General features: G+C 39.3%; 13 protein-coding genes. 11 read left to right on the top strand and 2 right to left on the bottom strand.

Going from position 1 to position 20,410, the window contains the following annotated elements; all coding sequences use genetic code 11:
* Positions 1-489 precede the first annotated feature (489 nt).
* From ACFIJW_RS04595 to ACFIJW_RS04560, 8 genes are all read left to right on the top strand, one after another.
* Positions 490-2,697 (top strand): primosomal protein N', encoded by a 2,208-nt coding sequence (locus ACFIJW_RS04595; protein ID WP_375633459.1) that lies wholly within the window; start codon positions 490-492, stop codon positions 2,695-2,697.
* Positions 2,698-3,727: 1,030 nt separating this feature from the next.
* On the top strand, positions 3,728-4,309 hold the full coding sequence (gene atpH / locus ACFIJW_RS04590; protein ID WP_375633458.1) for an ATP synthase F1 subunit delta: 582 nt from the start codon (positions 3,728-3,730) through the stop codon (positions 4,307-4,309).
* Complete coding sequence (gene atpA / locus ACFIJW_RS04585) at positions 4,309-5,844, top strand: F0F1 ATP synthase subunit alpha (RefSeq protein ID WP_026500438.1); 1,536 nt, start codon at positions 4,309-4,311, stop codon at positions 5,842-5,844. The genes atpH and atpA overlap by 1 nt, the downstream gene beginning before the upstream one ends.
* Positions 5,845-5,864: 20 nt before the next feature.
* On the top strand, positions 5,865-6,776 hold the full coding sequence (locus ACFIJW_RS04580; protein WP_375628700.1) for a F0F1 ATP synthase subunit gamma: 912 nt from the start codon (positions 5,865-5,867) through the stop codon (positions 6,774-6,776).
* Positions 6,777-6,795: 19 nt separating this feature from the next.
* Positions 6,796-8,421 (top strand): F0F1 ATP synthase subunit beta, encoded by a 1,626-nt coding sequence (gene atpD, locus ACFIJW_RS04575; protein WP_375633457.1) that lies wholly within the window; start codon positions 6,796-6,798, stop codon positions 8,419-8,421.
* A 108-nt stretch (positions 8,422-8,529) separates the two neighbouring features.
* Positions 8,530-8,946: an ATP synthase F1 subunit epsilon gene (gene atpC, locus ACFIJW_RS04570; protein ID WP_375633456.1), complete on the top strand. Its 417-nt coding sequence runs from the start codon at positions 8,530-8,532 to the stop codon at positions 8,944-8,946.
* A gap of 23 nt (positions 8,947-8,969) precedes the next feature.
* Positions 8,970-10,598 carry an MFS transporter gene (locus tag ACFIJW_RS04565; protein WP_375633455.1) on the top strand — a complete coding sequence of 543 codons (1,629 nt, stop codon included), beginning with the start codon at positions 8,970-8,972 and terminating at the stop codon, positions 10,596-10,598.
* A 29-nt stretch (positions 10,599-10,627) separates the two neighbouring features.
* Complete coding sequence (locus ACFIJW_RS04560; protein WP_375617840.1) at positions 10,628-11,635, top strand: HlyD family secretion protein; 1,008 nt, start codon at positions 10,628-10,630, stop codon at positions 11,633-11,635.
* A 471-nt stretch (positions 11,636-12,106) separates the two neighbouring features.
* On the opposite strand, the gene ACFIJW_RS04555 is transcribed toward ACFIJW_RS04560, so the two are convergent.
* Complete coding sequence (locus ACFIJW_RS04555; RefSeq protein ID WP_375611728.1) at positions 12,107-12,391, bottom strand: hypothetical protein; 285 nt, start codon at positions 12,389-12,391, stop codon at positions 12,107-12,109.
* Between the two features lie 851 nt (positions 12,392-13,242).
* On the opposite strand from ACFIJW_RS04555, the gene ispG reads away from it, so the two are divergent.
* The 3 genes from ispG (at position 13,243) to ACFIJW_RS04540 (ending at position 17,537) form a co-directional block, all read left to right on the top strand.
* Positions 13,243-14,484 carry a flavodoxin-dependent (E)-4-hydroxy-3-methylbut-2-enyl-diphosphate synthase gene (gene ispG, locus ACFIJW_RS04550; RefSeq protein WP_375633454.1) on the top strand — a complete coding sequence of 414 codons (1,242 nt, stop codon included), beginning with the start codon at positions 13,243-13,245 and terminating at the stop codon, positions 14,482-14,484.
* 502 nt (positions 14,485-14,986) lie between these two features.
* Positions 14,987-16,138 carry an MFS transporter gene (locus tag ACFIJW_RS04545; protein ID WP_375633453.1) on the top strand — a complete coding sequence of 384 codons (1,152 nt, stop codon included), beginning with the start codon at positions 14,987-14,989 and terminating at the stop codon, positions 16,136-16,138.
* A 799-nt stretch (positions 16,139-16,937) separates the two neighbouring features.
* Positions 16,938-17,537: a hypothetical protein gene (locus tag ACFIJW_RS04540; RefSeq protein WP_375617843.1), complete on the top strand. Its 600-nt coding sequence runs from the start codon at positions 16,938-16,940 to the stop codon at positions 17,535-17,537.
* 1,725 nt (positions 17,538-19,262) lie between these two features.
* On the opposite strand, the gene ACFIJW_RS04535 is transcribed toward ACFIJW_RS04540, so the two are convergent.
* Entirely contained in the window at positions 19,263-20,165 is a 903-nt protein-coding gene (locus ACFIJW_RS04535) for a polyprenyl synthetase family protein (protein WP_375633452.1), read from the bottom strand.
* Between the last annotated feature and the right edge of the window lie 245 nt (positions 20,166-20,410).

The following is a 20,410-nucleotide window of genomic DNA, read 5'->3' as shown; positions in this document are numbered from 1 at the left end:
GGAGACTCTCTCATTAATAAGGATTTACAAATGTTCCTCGATGGGGTTGAAATGAGAAAAATTCATCGTATTGAGGGTTTTATTACAATAGGTAAAATGATGATTATATCTTTATAAATCAGTTTGTTGAAGATAAATTGAGATATGAGGCGGTAAAAAAATAAACGTGTGTGTTGGGAAGAAGTTACACTATGGGATAGCTTTGTTGAAGAGCGCACTTACAATATCATGTTGAATGCTTATAGTGATGAGCTTTATTTGCACAGAAGAATGGCGCTGTTTTTTTTGCTATAGAGTTTTTTATTATAGACGATGAGATTGGTTTTTTTATTGGCACTTTGGTGATGAAATGAGTATTAAAAAGAATTTTTGTGAGAAAAATGTTGTGATAGGGGGGAGAGATTGAATCCTGCAATGAATTTTATAAGAGTGTTTAAAGATAAGGTGTAGACCTGTTGGTGCTCAAGAGGTCGTAGATTGGTTTAAAAGATGCATTCAAACGTGATAGAGGAAGAGATTGTATCTGTATTGGTTCCTCTTCCTGTTGCTCACGCTTATAGTTATAAAGTTCCCTCTTCTATGGAGGTGAACGTTGGTTCCTTTGTTCGGGTTCCGGTGATGGGGCGTGAGCTTTGCGGTTTTGTTGTGGATGTTGGAGAGAAGACAGCAGATGGGCAAAGGTCTGGTTTGGTGGCGCGTGAAAAATTACGCTCTCTGCTTCATGTTTTTGATTGCCCCCCATTAAAGGCAGAAATGATCACATTTTTGCGTTTTGTTAGTCGCTATACAATGGCGCCTTTTGGTCTTGTTGCACGATTGGTTTTGTCTGTACCGGCTGCTTTAGAGCCGGAAGCGCAGATGCTGGGTTTGCGATATTGTGGTGGAAATGTAGAACGTCTCACACCAGCGCGGTCACGGGTTTTGGAATTGGTGCGCAGTGAGAAGATATGGACACGTTCTGGTCTGGCACATGCGGCTGGAACTTCGGTTTCTGTTGTTGAAGGTTTAAAAGCGCTAGGAATTTTTGAAGATGTTAAGGTTCCTGCTCCTGATCTTGTGGGCATGCCTGATCCTGATTTTTGTTCCCCTCAGTTGCAGGGAGCGCAAAATGAAGCAGCAACAATGTTGCGGGAAGGTGTTTTATCTTCTCAGTTTCAAGTTTTTTTGCTTGATGGTGTTACGGGATCAGGAAAGACAGAGGTTTATTTTGAAGCGGTCGCTCAAGCCTTCAAAGGGGGCAAGCAGGTTTTAATTTTATTGCCGGAAATTGCTTTAACACAGCAGTTTTTAGATCGTTTTTATGCACGCTTTGGAGCTGCGGCAGCGGAATGGCATTCTGATTTGACGCCACGTCGTAGAGAGCGCGTTTGGCGGCAAGTTGCAGAAGGGCGGGTGCGTGTCGTTGCGGGGGCTCGTTCAGCGCTTTTTCTTCCCTTTCATGAGCTTGGCTTGATTGTTGTCGATGAAGAACATGATAGCGCTTATAAACAAGAAGAGCGCATTTTTTACCATGCGCGTGATATGGCTGTTGCACGGGGCTCTTTTGAGCGTTTTCCTGTTATCTTATCTTCAGCAACACCGTCGATTGAAAGCCAAGCCAATGTTTTAAGAGGGCGTTATCAAAAGGTACATTTACCTTCCCGTTTTAAAGAAGTAGCACTTCCACAGTTGCGGGTGGTTGATATGCGCCAAGGAGGGGTGCAAAAGGGGCGCTTTATTTCCTTTGCTCTTGAAAGGGCTTTAAAACAAACGCTTGATAAGGGCGAACAAGTTCTTCTTTTTCTTAATCGTCGTGGTTATGCACCTTTAACTTTATGCCGAATTTGCGGACATCGTTTTCATTGTACTGATTGTTCAAGTTGGTTGGTAGAACATCGTGCGCAAGGGCAACTGAAATGTCATCATTGTGGATATCATGAACCACTTCCTCAAGCCTGTCCTGAATGCGGGACATTAGATCATCTCGTAGCTTGTGGACCGGGTGTGGAAAGAATTGCAGAAGAAACACAAATGCTTTTTCCTCAAGCGCGATCATTGATCCTTTCAACGGATCTCAAAGGAGGGATTGGGCAGTTGCGAAGCGAATTACAAGCCATTGCCAATGGCGATGTGGACATTATTATTGGAACACAGTTGGTTGCTAAAGGACATCATTTTCCCAAGCTCTCTCTGGTTGGTGTTATTGATGCTGATCTTGGTCTTGCCAATGGCGATTTACGCGCAAGTGAACGTACCTATCAGCTGCTTTCTCAAGTTACCGGAAGAGCAGGGCGTGTGGGATTGAAAAGTTTAGGATTATTGCAAACTTATCAACCAGATCATCCGGTCATCAAAGCCTTACTTGCATGCCAGCCAGAAGATTTTTACACACGTGAGATTGCAGCACGTCAGCATTATCATTTGCCCCCCTATGGGCGGCTTGCCTCTTTGATTGTTTCTGCACAACAGCGCCAAGCAGCAGAACATTATGCGCGCGCATTGCGTCAGGCAGCGCCACGGGAAAAAAATATCTCGGTTATGGGACCAGCAGAAGCGCCTTTGGCTTTGGTTCGGGGGCGTTATCGTTTTCGGCTTTTGTTGCAGGGACAGCGTTCTTTTGATATACAAGGGTTTATACATGCAATGCTTAGCGGTACACCCAAAATGCCCAGTTCCGTTCGGGTTCAAATTGATATTGATCCGCAAAGTTTTTTCTAAAACCAGTATCGCATAAAGTAAAGATCTCTTTGCTTAAGGTGCTTTACTTGAACTCTTAGTATTATTCAGAATAAGCATCCAGGCAGCAAAATATGATATATGTACATTGCATTAAGTAGAGCCACGGGAAAAAATATCTTTGTGATAGAACCAGCAGAAGCGCCTCTCTTCTTTGAGGGCGCTATCATTTCGGCTTTTACTCCTTTTTTGTGTTAGGGACAGTATTCTTTTGATAGGCGGATTCTTTTTATAAGGGCTGAAAATGCTTAGCTGTACACCAAAAGTATCCAATTCTATTCGGGTTCAAATTAATATTGATCTATGCTTCTTCTAAAATCAGTGCAATATAGTGCCATATAAAGTGAAGCTACGCGGGCTTAATGAAGGGCGTGATTTTGATAAAAAAATTTGAAAAGAGAGAATTTGTCGATATTTGAAGCTTATCCGGTATGAAAAATGATATATTATCATTATAAATCAATGTGTTGTATATTTAAAGAGTGTGCTTACAAGAAAATATTACTTGGTGAAATTTTTTAAAAGGAGTGGGTATTTGAAGAAAAAAGATCAATGTTTTCTTTAATTTTTAGGAGGATATTCATTGTTTTTTTCTTTCTTATCAGTTTGAAATAATAGACTTTTTCAATCGCAGCTGCATCTCATTAAAGGTCTTGTGGTGATAAAGGGAGTGTTTTTTAGAGAAGAAGTGTTTTATTATGGTGGCAAGGGCATTTGAAGAAAAATCAAAGAGAGTGAAAAAATCGCTCAGAGAATGTCAAAAAGAGGCATAAAAAAACTGTGATGCCATCCTGTATATCTAAAAAAAATGCTTTTCAAAAATATTTTGAATATTTTATTAAAATTTTTAAAAAGCAGCGATTTGTAGTGTTGCGAGTCGGCTATGTCTATGCTAGAAACCAAGTGATTTTTGTTCTAGGTTTTAAGAAAAAGATTCTTAAGATTGAGAATGTCTGTTTCATTTCATCTGATAACTATCAGAGAGTCGCTCAAGGGAAAGAGGCGGTATTTCGTGTCGGATTCATTTTCTCTCATACCGCTGCCGTTGGTAGATCAACGCTATGCGCAAGCGCTTTTTGATTGCGTTCAAGAAGCTGGGAACGTTGAAAAGGTTGAAAAGGCAGTAGAGGATCTTTTGCTTGTTTTGGAGCATAAGGATTTAAAACGCTTTGTGCTTAGTCGATTCTTTTCAGTTAAAGAGCAAATTAAGGTGATGCAATCTGTTTGTGCAAACATCAAATTTGCTGATAAAAACGCAGGGCAGGTCATTGGTAATTTTTTACGCGTTATTGCAACAAACCGTAGGCTTAGTGCCGTATTTGGTATTTTACGTGCTTTCCAGCATTGTGTTGCACGCGCTCGTAGGCAGGTTACTGCGCAAATTGTTTCTGCGCGCCCCTTAAGTTCTCAACAAAGACAAGAGTTGTGTGAGGCTTTGGAAGGTGTTGTTGGAGGAAAAGTCTTGCTGCACATCATTGTGGATCCAACAATTCTTGGTGGATTAATCGTTCGTGTGGGGTCGTCTCAAATTGATACGTCTCTTCTCACAAAATTGTCTTCACTTAAGCTTGCATTGAAAAAAGAGGTCAGCTGATGGATATTAGACCATCTGAAATTTCAAAAATTCTAAAAGAGCAAATCAAAAACTTTGACCAAAAGGCTGAGGTTTCAGAAATTGGTTGGGTTCTCTCTGTAGGGGATGGTATTGCTCGCGTTTATGGTTTGGATAATGTCCAAGCAGGGGAAATGGTCGCTTTTCCAAACGGTGTGCGTGGTATGGCACTCAATTTGGAAGTTGATAATGTTGGTGTGGTCATTTTTGGCTCAGATCGTGATATTCGTGAAGGTGATTGTGTAAAGCGGTTAGGCGCTATCGTCGATGTTCCTGTGGGCCCCGCTTTGCTGGGACGTGTGGTTGATGCGTTGGGAAACCCTATCGATGGGAAGGGTCCCATTAAAGCAACGGAGCGTCGTCGTGTTGATGTTAAGGCGCCAGGGATTATTCCGCGTCAGTCAGTGCATGAACCGATGTCGACCGGATTGAAAGCGATTGACGCACTTATTCCTATTGGACGGGGGCAGCGTGAATTGGTGATTGGTGATCGCCAAACAGGAAAAACAGCAATTTTGCTCGATACATTTTTAAATCAAAAACCTTTTCATGAAAAAGGGGCTGGACGAGAGCAAGACAAAGTTTATTGTATTTATGTGGCTATCGGTCAAAAACGTTCGACGGTGGCACAATTCGTTAAAGTTTTAGAAGAACGTGGAGCGCTGGAATATTCTATTATTGTTGCAGCGACCGCTTCTGATCCAGCACCACTGCAATTTATTGCACCTCTTGCTGGGTGTGCTATGGGTGAGTATTTCCGTGATAATGGGCAACATGCTTTGATTGGTTATGATGACTTGTCAAAACAGGCGGTGGCGTATCGTCAAATGTCTCTTTTATTGCGTCGTCCTCCAGGTCGTGAAGCTTATCCGGGAGATGTTTTCTATCTTCATTCGCGTCTTTTAGAGCGGGCTGCGAAGTTGAATGCGGAAAATGGATCTGGGTCATTGACAGCTTTGCCGGTTATTGAAACGCAAGCAAATGATGTTTCTGCCTATATTCCTACAAATGTGATTTCGATTACTGATGGGCAAATTTTTCTAGAGACTAATTTATTTTATCAAGGAATTCGTCCTGCTGTAAATGTTGGTCTTTCTGTGTCGCGTGTTGGTTCTGCCGCACAAATTAAAGCGATGAAGCAAGTTGCTGGCTCGATTAAAGGTGAATTGGCGCAATATCGTGAAATGGCAGCTTTTGCGCAGTTTGGCTCTGATTTGGATGCGTCAACCCAGCGTCTGTTAAATCGGGGTGCGCGCTTGACAGAGCTGTTGAAGCAGCCGCAATTTTCTCCACTCAAAACAGAAGAACAGGTGGTGGTTATTTTCGCGGGTGTGAATGGCTATCTTGATGCTTTGGCGGTTTCTGATGTTGCGCGGTTTGAGCAGGGACTTTTGGTGCTTTTGCGTAGTGATTATCAAGATCTCTTAAAGGCAATTGCTGAGCAAAAGCAAATAACAGATGAGCTGAAAGATAAGTTGATAACTGTTCTTAATACTTATGCGAAAAATTTCTCGTGATGAATTGATGGAATGCTTGAATGGCTTCACTAAAAGATCTTAGAGACCGTATCGCTTCGGTTAAAGCAACACAAAAGATTACCAAAGCTATGCAAATGGTTGCAGCGGCAAGGTTGCATCGTGCTCAAGAGGCAGCGCAGTCTGCACGCCCTTATGCGAAGAGAATGGCTGATATTTTGACCAGTGTTGCTGCTGATGTAGATGGTGTTGATGCGCCTACTCTTATGCGTGGTACGGGGCGCGATGATGTGCATCTTTTGGTGGTGTGTACTGCTGAGCGCGGTTTGTGTGGTGCTTTTAACGTGCAAATTGCTCGTCGTGCACGTGAACAGATTAAGGCATTGTTGGCGGCTGATAAAATAGTAAAAATTATCACTGTGGGTAAAAAAGGCGCGGATATTTTATCGCGTGATTACAAAGGCTTGATAATTGATCATATCGATTTGCATGCTGTAAAGCGAATTGGTTTTGCAGAGGCAGTGATGATTAGTCAACGGATTGTTGATTTATTCAATGAAGGTGCTTTTGATGTTTGTACGCTGTTTTATTCTGAATTTGTTTCCGTAATTAATCAGCGTCCAACAGCTTTGGATTTGATTCCAATGGTTGCTCCAAAAGCAGCTGTTGGGGCAATAGATATTGTGGAGCAAACCGATCATAACAAAGGTTCACAATCGATTGTTTATGAATATGAACCTGATGCTGCGTCTCTTTTAGAGGCTCTTGTACCACGTAATCTTTCGGTGCAAATCTTTCGGGCTTTGCTAGAAAATGTTGCTGGTGAAATGGGCGCCAAGATGACAGCTATGGATAATGCATCGCGCAATGCGGGTGAAATGATTAGTAAATTGACGGTGGCTTATAATCGTCAACGTCAAGCACAGATTACGACAGAATTGATCGAAATTATTGCGGGCGCTGAAGCGCTTTAAATGGAGAAGGTAAGGATTGATGGTAAAAGCAGTAACCTCAAGCAAAGGAACAGAAAAAGGTGAAAAAAAGAAACCAGCTGCTCGTTCCGGCGTGAAAAAAGCCGCTTCGAAATCTCAAGTGGATGTAAAGGCTTCCTCTGTACCTGCGCGTGATGCAGCTAAAGATACACCTGTAAAAAAAGATACATCCGCAAAAAAAGAAGAGCATGCAAAAGGCGCTGTTGGTGAAATCAAGCAGATTATTGGTGCTGTCGTTGATGTGCAATTTGAAGGTGAATTGCCAAATATTCTCAACGCTTTGGAAACAGAGAATTTAGGCAATCGCTTGGTATTAGAAGTTGCGCAGCATTTGGGTGAAAATACCGTGCGTACGATTGCTATGGATACGACTGATGGTTTGATGCGGGGCCAAAAGGTTGTGGATACAGGCACACAAATTAGCGTTCCTGTAGGAGAAGCAACGTTGGGACGTATTATGAATGTGATTGGGGAACCGGTGGATAATGTGGGACCAATCGCTTCAACCAAAACACGTTCTATTCACCAAGAGGCACCTGAATATGTTGAGCAATCGACTGTTTCGGAAATTCTCGTAACCGGTATTAAAGTCGTGGATTTGTTAGCCCCTTATTCTAAAGGGGGTAAAATTGGCTTGTTTGGTGGTGCTGGTGTTGGAAAAACCGTTCTCATTATGGAGCTTATAAACAATATTGCAAAGGCACATGGTGGCTATTCTGTATTTGCTGGTGTGGGAGAACGTACACGTGAAGGAAATGATCTTTATTATGAAATGATCGAAAGCCGCGTGAATGTGAATCCAAAAGAGAATAATGGTTCAACGGAAGGGTCAAAGTGTGCCCTTGTTTACGGGCAAATGAATGAACCACCAGGAGCGCGTGCGCGTGTGGCTCTTTCAGGATTGACAATTGCGGAAAGTTTCCGTGATGAAGGACAAGATGTTCTCTTCTTTGTGGATAATATTTTCCGTTTCACGCAAGCAGGAGCTGAGGTATCTGCTCTTTTAGGGCGTATTCCTTCTGCTGTTGGGTATCAGCCTACCTTGGCAACGGATATGGGGGCGTTGCAAGAACGTATTACCAGTACAAAAACAGGCTCTATTACTTCCGTTCAGGCAATTTATGTTCCGGCAGATGACTTGACGGATCCGGCGCCGGCAGCGTCTTTTGCTCATTTGGATGCAACAACTGTTCTTTCGCGCTCTATTGCGGAAAAGGGGATTTATCCAGCGGTTGATCCGCTTGACTCTTTCTCGCGTATGTTGGATCCATTGATTGTGGGGGAAGAGCATTACACTGTTGCTTGTCAAGTGCAAACCATTTTACAACGTTATAGAGCGCTTCAGGATATTATTGCTATTCTTGGAATGGATGAACTTTCTGAAGATGACAAATTGCTGGTGGGGCGGGCGCGTAAAATTGAACGTTTCCTTTCGCAACCTTTCCATGTTGCGGAAGCCTTTACTGGTTCGCCGGGGAAACTCGTTCCTTTGGAAGATACAATCAAAGGCTTTAAGGGGCTTTGTGCTGGCGATTACGATGATTTGCCAGAAGCTGCTTTTTATATGGTTGGTTCGATTGATGAAGCACTTGAAAAAGGAAAGCGTCTCATGGCAGAGGCTTCTTAGTAAGAAGCTTCTTATTCAAGAGAAAACTGTCATGGGTATTTTTCGTTAAAAAGGACGAGTCGTTGGAGAAAACGGAGAGTCCTTATATCGGGTATTGTGGAGACTTTTGTGGAAAACAATAGAGAAGAGCATTTTTTATTTGAGCTTGTATCGCCTGAAAAAATTGTGTTTTCAGAGCAGGTAGTGTCTGTTGTTCTTCCTTCAGCCTCAGGTTATTTGACAGTTATGGCGCATCATGCGCCATTGGTGGCAAGTATTGTGTTGGGCAGTGTTCGTGTTCGCACCTCTTTGGGTGAAAAATTATTTGTTGTATGCGGGGGCGTTGCAAATATTACCTTTTCAGGTTGCTCTTTATTGGTAGAGCACGTTGTGGCTGTAGAGAATCTTTCTTTTGATGTATTAGAACAGCAGATTTTGCAGATTCAAGCGACGTTAGAAGGAGGGACAAGTGATGAGGACAATCATAAAATAGAGGCTTTTTTTCAGCAGTTGTCAGCTGATGGTGTTGTGTTGATAGAAGCGTAGCAGAGTATACAGGAAAAGATGACATGAGCGGAAAAAAGAGTACGGTTGTGTCTGCTAAAAGGAGTGCAAAACCTTTTCCTCATCCTGGTCGTGTCTTTGCGGGACCTTTGCCAAAGTGCTTTGTTTATATTTTTGCTTCTCTTATTTTGCAATGGGCTTATGGTTTAGGGGCTAATATTGTTCAGTCTAACATTGTCCATCTTACGGGTGATTTTCATGCAACTTTGGCCGAGACGACATGGCTGGTAGCGGCTTATATGGCGCCAAATGTGAGTGTAGCGATTATGTTGATCAAAATCCGCTATCAATTTGGGCTGCGCGCTTTTGCTGAACTGTCAATCCTTGGCTTTGTTTTGGTTTGTGTGTTGCAGCTCTTTGTTACGGATTTGCGTTCTGCGCTAATTATTCGCTTTTTTGCTGGGATTGCTGCTGCGCCTTTGGCTTCGCTTGCGCTGCTTTATATGATGGAGGCTTTTGCTCCAGCAAAGAAGTTTACTGTTGCTCTGAGTTTGAATTATATGAATGCAGCTTTAGCAGCACCTTTATCACGTTTGATTTCTCCTGATTTGCTGGAAAATGGTGGTTTTTCCAGCCTTTCCGCTCTGGAAATGGGGTTGGTTCTTATCAGCTTAGTCTGTATCTATACTTTACCTCTTACTCCTGTTGTGCGTAGTAAGGTTATTCAAAAATTAGATTGGATAAGCTATGGTTTGATTGCTCTTGGTCTTGGATTAAATGCTGTGATCATGTCTGTTGGTGTATTGTATTGGTGGTATGAAGCGCCATGGATTGGTTGGGGGCTCGCACTTGCTATTTTCTCTTTGGCTGTTGCTATTATTATTGAGCTTAATAGAGAAAAACCGTTGATTGATCTCCGTTGGATTTTCAGTAAAGAAATGATACAATCTGTTTTTATTTTATTGATTTTTCATGTTTTTTTGTTGGAGCGATCCAATTTGCCCGTCGGTTTTTTTAATCTTTTTGGTTTGCTCAATCGTGAAATGGCGCCCATGTATCTTGCGGTGACATTAGGGATTCTGTTAGGGGGGGCTGTTTGTGTCTTTTTTTTACGGGCGGGGCGTGAAGATTATTTTTATTTGTTATCTTTGGGTTGTTTGGCACTTGGCGCTTATTTAGATAGTCGTGTCAATCATTTAACGCGTCCGCAAGATATGATGTTGAGCCAAGGATTGGTGAGTTTTAGTTATGCACTTTTTTTGCCTCCTGCTCTTTTCAAAGGGTTTGTGATTGCTGGTGAGCGAGGGCCGCGTTATGTTTTGAGTTTTATTGCTGTTTTTTTGCTAACGCAAGTGACAGGGGGATTGATGGGATCGGCTTTTTTTGGCACTCTACAGTTTTATTTTGCTCATAAGAACTTTGAGTCTTTAACACAAAATATTGTTGTGACGGATCCGCTTATTTCTGGTGAGATAAATACTTTATTTTCGCCTTCTTATGGTGCTTCTGTTCCCCATGGCTTTGGAAGTGAGCAGGCGACTTCTCTGTTGATAGAGAAATTTAAGTTAACAGCAAATATTTTTGCTTATGATGACGTTTTTCGGCTTTATTTTTATATTTCAATGGCTGTATTCGTTGTTTTTCTTGTTACAATGGTTGTTAAGTCATGCTCTTTGCGTGCGTTAGAAAAGTAGAGTGATGTTATAGAAGAGGGGTGCAAAAAATGATAAAAGCATTACGGTCAAAAGCTACGATTGTTGCATTCCTATCGGGCATTACGGGTGTTTTGCTAATTTTGTGGGCTTGGAGACTTCCTCCTTTTGTAAATAACATTCAAATAACGGATAATGCTTCCATTAAGGGTAATGTTACTCTGGTGAGTTCACAGATCTCTGGGGTGATTGCACGGATTTATGTGCAAGATTATCAACGTGTTGAAAAAGGAATGCTGCTCTTTGAGCTTGATGATTCTCTTTTTCGTCAGCAGCTTGCACGGGCACAGGCTGTTCTCGATTCAAAAAATGCAAAACTGGCAAGTATTGAATTGCAAGCTCAGATTTTACAGGGAGAAGTTAATGCTGCAGAAGCGGAATTAGCGCGTTCACGAGCATTCTCTAATGTTGTTTCTGATAGTAAAAAGTTAGGCTTTGGTGATGCGGCAGTTTCTGTTTCTCGCCCTCTTTCACAACTCTTGGCAGCCCTAGAAACAAAACGACAATTGCAAAAACAATTAAATCTTGAACGGCAAAGTTTACAGTCAGAAGTTTCGGGAGCGAAGGTGAGTGTTGAGTTGGCAAAACTTAATCTCGATCATACAAAGATTTTATCTCCTAGAACAGGCTATGTTGGATTGGTTGGCGCTAGGGTAGGGCAATATGTTATGCCGGGGACACAATTGGTCTCTGTTATTTCTGATGATATTTGGATTATTGCTAATTATAAGGAAACGCAACTTTCTCAGATGCGTGTGGGACAACCGGTTGTTTTTTCTGTTGATGCATTGAACAACAAAAAGTTAACAGGGCGTGTGGTTCGTTTTGCACCTGCTACAGGCTCAGAATTTTCATTGTTAAAAACGGATACGACAATTGGTAATTTTATCAAAATTGCGCAACGTATTTCAGTACGGATTGCTTTAGATCCTGGGCAGGAAGGGATTGAAAAACTCATTCCTGGCATGTCCGTGGTTACCTATGTAGATACTTCGCAGCGAGTCGATTCTGGAGGATGAAATTTTGGGTTTTTTCAGTTTAATTTTTGCGTCATTTACTTATAGCAAGTGGTTGTTTACGTTGGAAGATTTCGTTTGGTTTGCTATACTACATGTTTTAAAGCTCTTAGGCTTCTTATACTTTTATGTCATGATGTAAAATAATGTTCCTTAGAATATTAAAGCGCATGCATCTTTACTCACTTCCATTTCTTTTGAACTAACTCAGTAGGGGGATGGAGTATTGGAAGCTTTGCCTGTGGTTTTGCACAACACTGTCCTTTGAGGTGTGGTGTCACCGCATGTTTGGAAGATGGGGGTGGGGGATGCCAGATAAAAAACTGGATTATAGACTGCTCGGATAGGTGGGAAACTTATCCTGTTGGGAGAGGGCATAAAGTTAGGAGGAAGACGTAAAGTTTATATTTTGTAAACCATAAAAAATGCCCGCTTTGAGTCGGGCATTAAAAGGGAAGGTTATTGGTTGTGTTATTAATTTTTACGGATCAGCAAGAAGCTTACTAAAACGACTCCTGCTGCTAATGCGAGGGTTTTTTTAGGATTTTCTTTCGCTTTTTTCTTTAATTCTGTAGCATGTTCGTTGAGGTGATAAAGTGCGTGACGGCCTTTTTGTTTCCATGTATTAAACAGCTCAGAAATGTTTTCAAAGCTATCATTTTGAAAACTCCAATGATTTACGGGGACCAGCTCTCTTTTTAATTGTGCTATACGTTTTTTAATTTTAGCATTTTTTCTATGGGGTGAAAATAGACACATTTATTGACTCCTTCATGTGTTAAATTGTTGTGTGACAGTTGGAATTGTGTTTGGGGTTTTGCTATAACGGCTTGAAAATTGAAAGGTTGCATTGATAATGCCGTGCGTGGGTGAGATGAGAGTTAAGAGTTTGGGTTTAATGAGGCATTTCTTAATGTACTCGAGTTCATTTCGTGATGGTGTTTGTTAAGGATGTAAGGTAAAAATTTTTACAAAATGGTGTAAGATTCATTCATAAAAATGGTGGGCGATGTCTTCATTTTTTTGTTTGTTTAAAGTGTTGGGATAGCTTTTGGCACTTGAAATAGTTTATAAGGAGTTTTTATCTACCTATTCTCTTGTGGCTGTAGGGAGTGGTATTGATTGATTCAATTAAGAAGATTTAAAATGAGGAAATCTTATGATATTTGGGTTTTCCATTCAAATTTGTAAAAAATAGATTATTATAAATCAATATATTGGATTAATTTGGCGATGTCTTTCATGCATTTTTAAAAATGGCGCTTTGATGGGTGTTATTTGTTGTGTTGTAAAACACTGTTTTGTGATGACATTGATGTCAGGTATCGGCATGCAACTTAAAAATACAGTATTGTCTCTGTTTTGTTTCAGTTTCTTTTTGAAGCAACCAAGTGTAGAAGTATAAACTTGAACAGAAGTAGTAGAACTTATCCGGTACGTCTATAGAATGAATACACCTATGAGTTGTATTGCATCAGTGTTAGTAGGTCGAACCTTTTGAGAGCAATCTGTTAAGATTGGTGGGCGGTGTAATTTTCGTCCTTTGAAGCGCGGAGGAAATCAATGTAAATAATGATTGATAGCGCAGGTTTTAAAAATTTGAGGACTTGATGAGTACGACCTATTTTTTATCTAAACCACTTGAGCGTCGTCGATCTGTTGGTGTTGCTGTTGGTGATGTGATCATTGGGGGGCAGAGCCCGATAGTTGTACAGTCGATGACCAATACAGATACCGCTGATGTTGATGCAACTGTTTCTCAAGTAGCTGCTCTTTGGCAAGCTGGCTCACAATTGGTTCGAATTACTGTTGATCGCGATGAAGCGGCGGCGGCTGTACCAAAAATACGGGAGCGATTGGAGAGGTTAGGATTTTTTGTACCATTGGTTGGGGATTTTCATTATATTGGTCATAAGCTTTTATCTGAGCATCCTGCGTGTGCTGAAGCGCTTGCAAAATATCGCATCAATCCTGGAAATGTTGGTTTTGGCGCAAAAAAAGATCGTCAATTTGCAGAAATTATTGAGATTGCTTGTCGGTATCATAAACCTATTCGCATTGGCGTGAATTGGGGCTCTCTTGATAATGCGTTGTTAACACGGCTTATGAATGAAAATGCACAGCAAGAAAATCCTTTATCGGTTGCTGAAGTGATGCGGGAAACTGTTGTGCAGTCGGCTTTGCTTTCGGCTACTTTAGCAGAAGAGTTAGGGTTGGGGCGTGATAAAATTATTCTTTCTGCTAAAGTGAGTGATGTCCAAGATCTTATTGCTGTTTATACCACCTTGGCGGCGCGTTGTGATTATGCTCTTCATTTGGGGTTAACGGAAGCTGGGATGGGAACAAAGGGCATTGTTGCTTCTTCGGTGGCTTTGGGTATTTTATTACAGCAAGGGATTGGCGATACGATACGAATTTCCTTAACACCAAAACCTGGTGGTGATCGGACACGAGAAGTAAAGGTGGGGCAAGAACTTTTGCAAGTGATGGGTTTTCGGCAATTTTTGCCTGTTGTTGCGGCTTGTCCTGGTTGTGGGCGCACAACCTCAACGGTCTTTCAACAATTGGCGCAAAAAATTGAAGCAGATTTATACAAAAATATGCCTGTTTGGCGTAAAAAATACCCTGGCGTTGAAAGTTTGAAGGTTGCTGTGATGGGATGTATCGTCAATGGACCGGGGGAATCAAAGCATGCGGATATTGGAATATCTTTGCCTGGAGTGGGGGAAAGTCCTGCGGCACCTGTTTTTATTGAGGGACAAAAGGTAAAAACTTTGCGGGGTGATCACATTGCTGAAGAATTTGAAGCACTTTTGAGTGATTATATTCATACACGCTTTGGGCAAGGTTGAGGTAAAAATCGCATAAGGTTGAAGTAAAAATGGTGTGTCGTTTTTTTTAACAAGCTGTCTTCAATGTGAAGATGGCGCTGTTGTATGCTGCTGCTTTAGCTATGGTCAATACTGTTGTTGGTTGCTTATTATTTTAGGTAAAACCAGATGATATGCCTGTTTTAGAATCAGAAGCTTATGAAAGATATTAATGAGTTTGAGTGTGTTAAGACTATTAAGCAAAACGATATGAATACTTTAATAGATCCGTAAATGTTGTTGCTGGTTTTTTGGCTGCTCTTGAGACAGTAAAATATTTAACGGATTCTTCAAATATCAAATTATAGAAAGAACATTGTTTATTGATTTTTCAGGCATTTTCCCAGCATTTTTTGGGGTATCAAATTGATAGGATTGGAAATCCTTATAGCGATTATAGTCCTATTTGTCGTAAAATGTAAGCTTTTATATTGATATAAAATGATGTATACGGGTGCCTTTTTTGGCGTTATTGGGGGAGTGCATGACAAGTATATTAGCGTTTGGCTTTTTATTTAACGGTATAAGGATTTTAACCGGCGCCTTTATTGTCTTTTATATGCTTGAAAAAGGCTTAACGCTTATTGATATAGGTGTCATTAAGTCGTTTCAGGCTTTTATTATGATGGTTACCGATATTCCTCTGGGATATTTTGCTGATCGAAAAAGTTATAAAATATCGATCGTTTTGGCAGCGGCTTTTGCTGCCACATGGCTCTTTCTCATGGGATTTTCTACAAGCTTTTATGGTTTTCTTTTGGCAGAAACTTTTAATGCCTTATCGCTGACATTAATTGCTGGATCCTATAATGCTTTACTTGTTCAATATGCAAAAGCAAAATTGACATCTACTAAAAAAGTGCTTGGTTCCAGCTCTCAATATAATTATATCGGCATGTTTATATTCAGTTTAATCGGCGCATATTTTGCTGATTATTCTAGCCAATATATATGGTATATCGCGGCGTTTTTAATGTTTATGACGACACTATTTGGTTTGTTTTTTCTTGATGACTTGAAGGGGGAGAAAAAACCAAATAAAGCGAATTCTCTCATTTGTGAAGCTAAGGAGATATTGTCTATTTTTATTAAAGTTCCTTATATCTCTTTATGCTTTTATTTTTCATTGATCTTTTTCAATATATTCTCGCAGTATTGGCAGTGGATATTTAAAGATTATGATATTAATGTCACTTATTTTGATCTTGGTGTGACATTTTCACTGATATTGTTCTCTCAGCTCTTGGCTAGTTTTCTCTTTACAAAACTAAGTGAAAGAGTGAATTTTATTTTACTACTGTTTCTTTCGGCTTCACTGATTTTTACCGTTGCTTTCTTTGAACCAAGAAAAGAAATGGCTGTCATTTTAGTTTGTATGATTTTTTATCTCATTAAGTATACATATCTTCGTGTAGAAGTTGTTTTGCATGATAGTATTAGTGATCATTTCAGGGCTACATATGAATCTTTCTTGTCAACCGTTGGGAGATTTAGCTTATTGGTATTTTTTTACATGAGTGCGTATATGGTCAATATATTTGGCTTTTTCTCACTCGTTTATATTTTTGCTATTTATTTATTGATTTACTTGTTGGCAGTACTTTTTTTAGAAGGAACTCTCAAAAAAGTTCAGTGAAAATATTAACTTATTACGATACGTGTTTTATAGGGTTTCATAGTGGGGCAAAGCTTTGATTTATTAAGGCGCATCGTTGTTTTTGCATGTTGAATGAGAAAGCTGAATAGTGTCAGTTATTCTTATTTAAAATCTATGTATGTTGAAGCAATCAAAGTCATCTGCTTGTACGTTATAAGTGGGCTTGGCATAATAATCATTAAAATGGCATAACAATCATTACAAAAGAAATAAAAATGCTGCTCATGAATATTACACAAAGGGTTGCTGACAAGATTGGACGCTGATAAAGAAAATGATTGTGCCGGATTATATACTTATTAAGGAATGGTGATGGAGCAGTTTTCTCATTTTCATTGGTTCCTTACTGGTAACACTTTATCTCATTAGAGCTAATTTAAGCAGTCGGACAATTTATAGCCTGTTCAAATAGGCTTTCCTCATGACTGATTTTATTGTTGATATATTTAACGCGTTTTATTGCTGTTTTCTTTAAAATATCAATTATCTTGTTGAGATAATTTTTTACGTTGTACATTCTCATTTTTGAGTATTTTCTCTTTGATTGTGGCGTTAGCTCTGTATTTTCTGATGTTAGAAAATTTCTGATCCAGATAATAAACTTATCTATGGAAACTTTGAATGACATCCCCCCTCTTTGAGAGGGAATAAAACCAAGTACAGAAATATTGTTGAGTACAATTTGCTACAAATAAGCCACAAGAAACCAGCACATATTGATATATTTGATAGGAATCTGTTAAGCCGTACAAATTATGGTTATTATAAAGGTAAAGCGATGAAATCGTTATCCATAACGTGTGTTGTAACATTTATAACTCTTTTTTCTGTATTGGTATTGTTGGGATGTACGCGTGTAGATAGTTTAGAGCAGTACAATAAACTTTACGAAGAATATATAAGTGAAAAATACGAGGCTTTTGAACATTTTCAAAAGCAGGAACAAGCAAGAAATTTCGTCTATAGCCGTGGTTATCAAAATATAGCGCCCAAATTTGATATTATATGGCATCGACACATACTTATTGTTTTATGTGGACGCTTTGTTAATTTATTACGCAGTGATTATAATGAGGAGATGTCATGGGCAATGCTACCCAATGTCATAAGCAGTTTGCGTTATGACTATAATTGGAGAGAAAGCGATTTTATCTGGGCTTATAATATGTCTATGAATTCTACCGACCCCATGATTGATTATGCGAAAAAATTTCTTAATTCTTCAAGTGGAAATGGTATTAGCCCAACAACACAAATTATTGACCTTGTGTCTAGTATGAGAGCTGGTCATGATGACAATACTAAACAAATAGCGCGTTTTTGCAGAGAACTCCACACGATATATGATATGATGAAACCAAGAGGAATTTACAAATGATATTGAATGGGTAATGAGAAAAATTCTCTCGAAGGGTATTAAATGGCTATAATACTCTTGATAATTGCGGCATTTTCTTGGCCATGTTGCTTGTTTTTTTATTATGGCTTCAAAAGGTGGCCATATTTTCCAGCGTTGGCAACAGGCATAGGTTCACTTACAATGATGCTTTTCATCTTAATAAGAAAATTGCACTTAAAGGAGGAAATTTGCACTTGGATTGAAAAAACGACTTATCACAAATTAGATTGCGCTATTATATATAATAATAAGGACTTTTTTATCTTTCTGTTGCAAAGATCATTCTCTGTTTAATCTTATCAATTCTCTTTTTGTGTGATGAATTGAATAAACGAGATAAAGAGCGTGATGAATTAAAGTTGTACAGTGATCATGATTATTATTAAATTGAAGTTATTACACACTTTTGTAAATAAAAATGTTTCTGCTTTTGAAGGAGCATGCCGACATAATCATTCACTTTGCTAGCCCCTAATGTTGCGACAGCCCTTGGCTTTTAAGACGGTTCATAAGAGGCATTTTTTTAGTCTTTTCTTTGATGTTTTGCCCTACGCGGCTCTCTCTGTTTTTGAGGTGCAAGCAAGTGATTTTGATTGATTCAATATACACAGATTTGAAATGAGAGAATCTTACGGTATTCAGGGTTCTTATTCAAGTTGAATAACCGCAAATTATCATTATAAATCAATGTGTTATATCTTTCCAGTTTAAGAGAAGAGAGATCGGTAATAATACTGCTTTGGTCTTTCGTTCTATTGAAATTAGTGGTTTTATTTATCCTGTTATGCTATAATATACTGTCATTTGAGGGGTGGTGAAGGTATCCTGTTTGATACATTAAGTATTTTAAGAAGTACATGGTGAATATTCTTAAGTCTTGCTTATCGCGTCTTTAGTTTAAGTGAATCGCATGTGTGGAAAGCGAGAGAAACCTACTCGGTAGGATACTAGACTGTTTACAGAGCAGATTGTATTAAAAGACTTTGTTCTTTGAGGGTGGCATAAAAATCAAAATAGCCATTATGTTCATTTTTTTCTGATATTTTAAATACGAGCTTCAAAAAAATAATGCTTAAACTAAACAACGAGCATTTTTGTAAAAGTGTTTTTAGAGAGCAAGCAATACACGACTGAATTTACAGAATGTAACCATATTTGATCTTTTACAACAAGATAGCGTGGAAAGGCATAAAAATTACGACTCTTTACTGAGGGCAGTGTACTCCTAGGGTTGGCAATAAACAACAGATGACTTTGATAAGGCTACAAAGCCAATCGGCATTTTTATTGTTTTTTGCGGGTTTATAAAATGCCTTGTTGTATACTTATTCTGTTTATTTTTGCCTTATCGTTAGAAGATTAAAGACATAAAGGAGAAAACGAGTTTTCCTCTTTCCGGTTGTTTTTTATTCGGCTTTAAAGCATCCACTGTAATATCTTTTAAAACATGGTGATTACGCATTTTTACATTTTGTTTCTTTTAGTCTTTAATGGAAGGCATTTTTCATGCAAAATAGGATACCCAGAATGCATTTGTGTTATAAATTCACGCGGCTTGTTTTAATGAAATTCCTCTCAAGATTTGTCGTACCCATTTCATGATAAGGACTATAATGGAGATTAATAGTAACGTTTCTTGGAAAAGTCTATTATGCATTCAATAAATATAACGGTGTACACTATGTACAATAGGGTGGATGAAGTTTAATTTTGGCGTATTGCACTAAAGTGTGCTGCTTGTTGGAGGGGGAGTGCTTTAGCGCCAAAAGGATGTAAGAATGCTTCTGCTTTACTGATGAGTATATCTCGCTTTTTTTGGGTTTCTTTAATGCCGTAAAGATGAACAAAAGTGGCTTTTTGTGCCGTTTCATCTTTCCCAGCCGTTTTTCCTAGGGTTTGCGTGTTGGCGGTGACATCAAGAAGGTCATCGGTTAATTGAAAGGCTAAACCAAGATAGGTACCAAAATCAGTAAGCTTTTCGGTTAATTCTTTAGATGCATTGCCAATGATGGCACCTGCTTGGCAAGCAAAGCTTATCAGGGCTGCTGTTTTCATGTGTTGTAGAGTGATGATGTCAGTACTTTCTTGCGGTCTTTTTTCAGCTTCAAGGTCCAGCATTTGTCCACCTAACATACCGCCAAGTCCTGCCGATTGTGCAAGAGACGTGATCAGCTTGATTCTAATATCTGTAGATAGATTACTAGCTTTATGGGCAATGATTTCAAAGGCAAATGTTAAGAGGGCATTGCCTGCTAGAATTGCTGTTGCTTCATCAAATGCTACATGGACAGTGGGTTTCCCACGCCGGAGTATATCGTTATCCATAGCGGGAAGATCATCATGAATGAGCGAATAACAATGGATACATTCTAAGGCACATGCAACATCAAGAGAATGTTCTACAGGGACGTCAAAAAGTGCAGCACTTTGAATTACAAGAAAAGGACGCAAGCGTTTTCCACCGTTCAGCACACCATAGCGCATGGCTTTGATTAAGTTTTTAGGGCGTGAAATTTCACCATTTTGGATTTGATCACTTAACAGGGTATCAAGCCGTTTTTCAACGGTGTCTCTATGTTTTGCAAGAAGGGTGGTAAATTCGTGCATTCTTGCTTCCTTTGTTTTTACAAAAATGAAATTATGAAGTTTAAAGAGAAAGGTTGTCGCTTTTTCTTGTTTTCATAAATTGGCGTCGTTTTTTATTAAAAATCAACTTCTCTTTTTATCCGTATCTCTACTGTATGCGCAAATCCCTTTTTAAACCAAATAAAAATTGAATGAAGGGCTTATAAAAAAGCTTTCATTGGTGTATAAAATTCTTAAATTTTGCAGTGTTTTTGATATTCATTTGA

Origin of the sequence: Bartonella sp. MM97QHHN (genome assembly GCF_042194285.1) — a bacterium.
Taxonomy (GTDB): domain Bacteria; phylum Pseudomonadota; class Alphaproteobacteria; order Rhizobiales; family Rhizobiaceae; genus Bartonella.
This window is presented reverse-complemented; position numbering and strand designations above follow the sequence as displayed.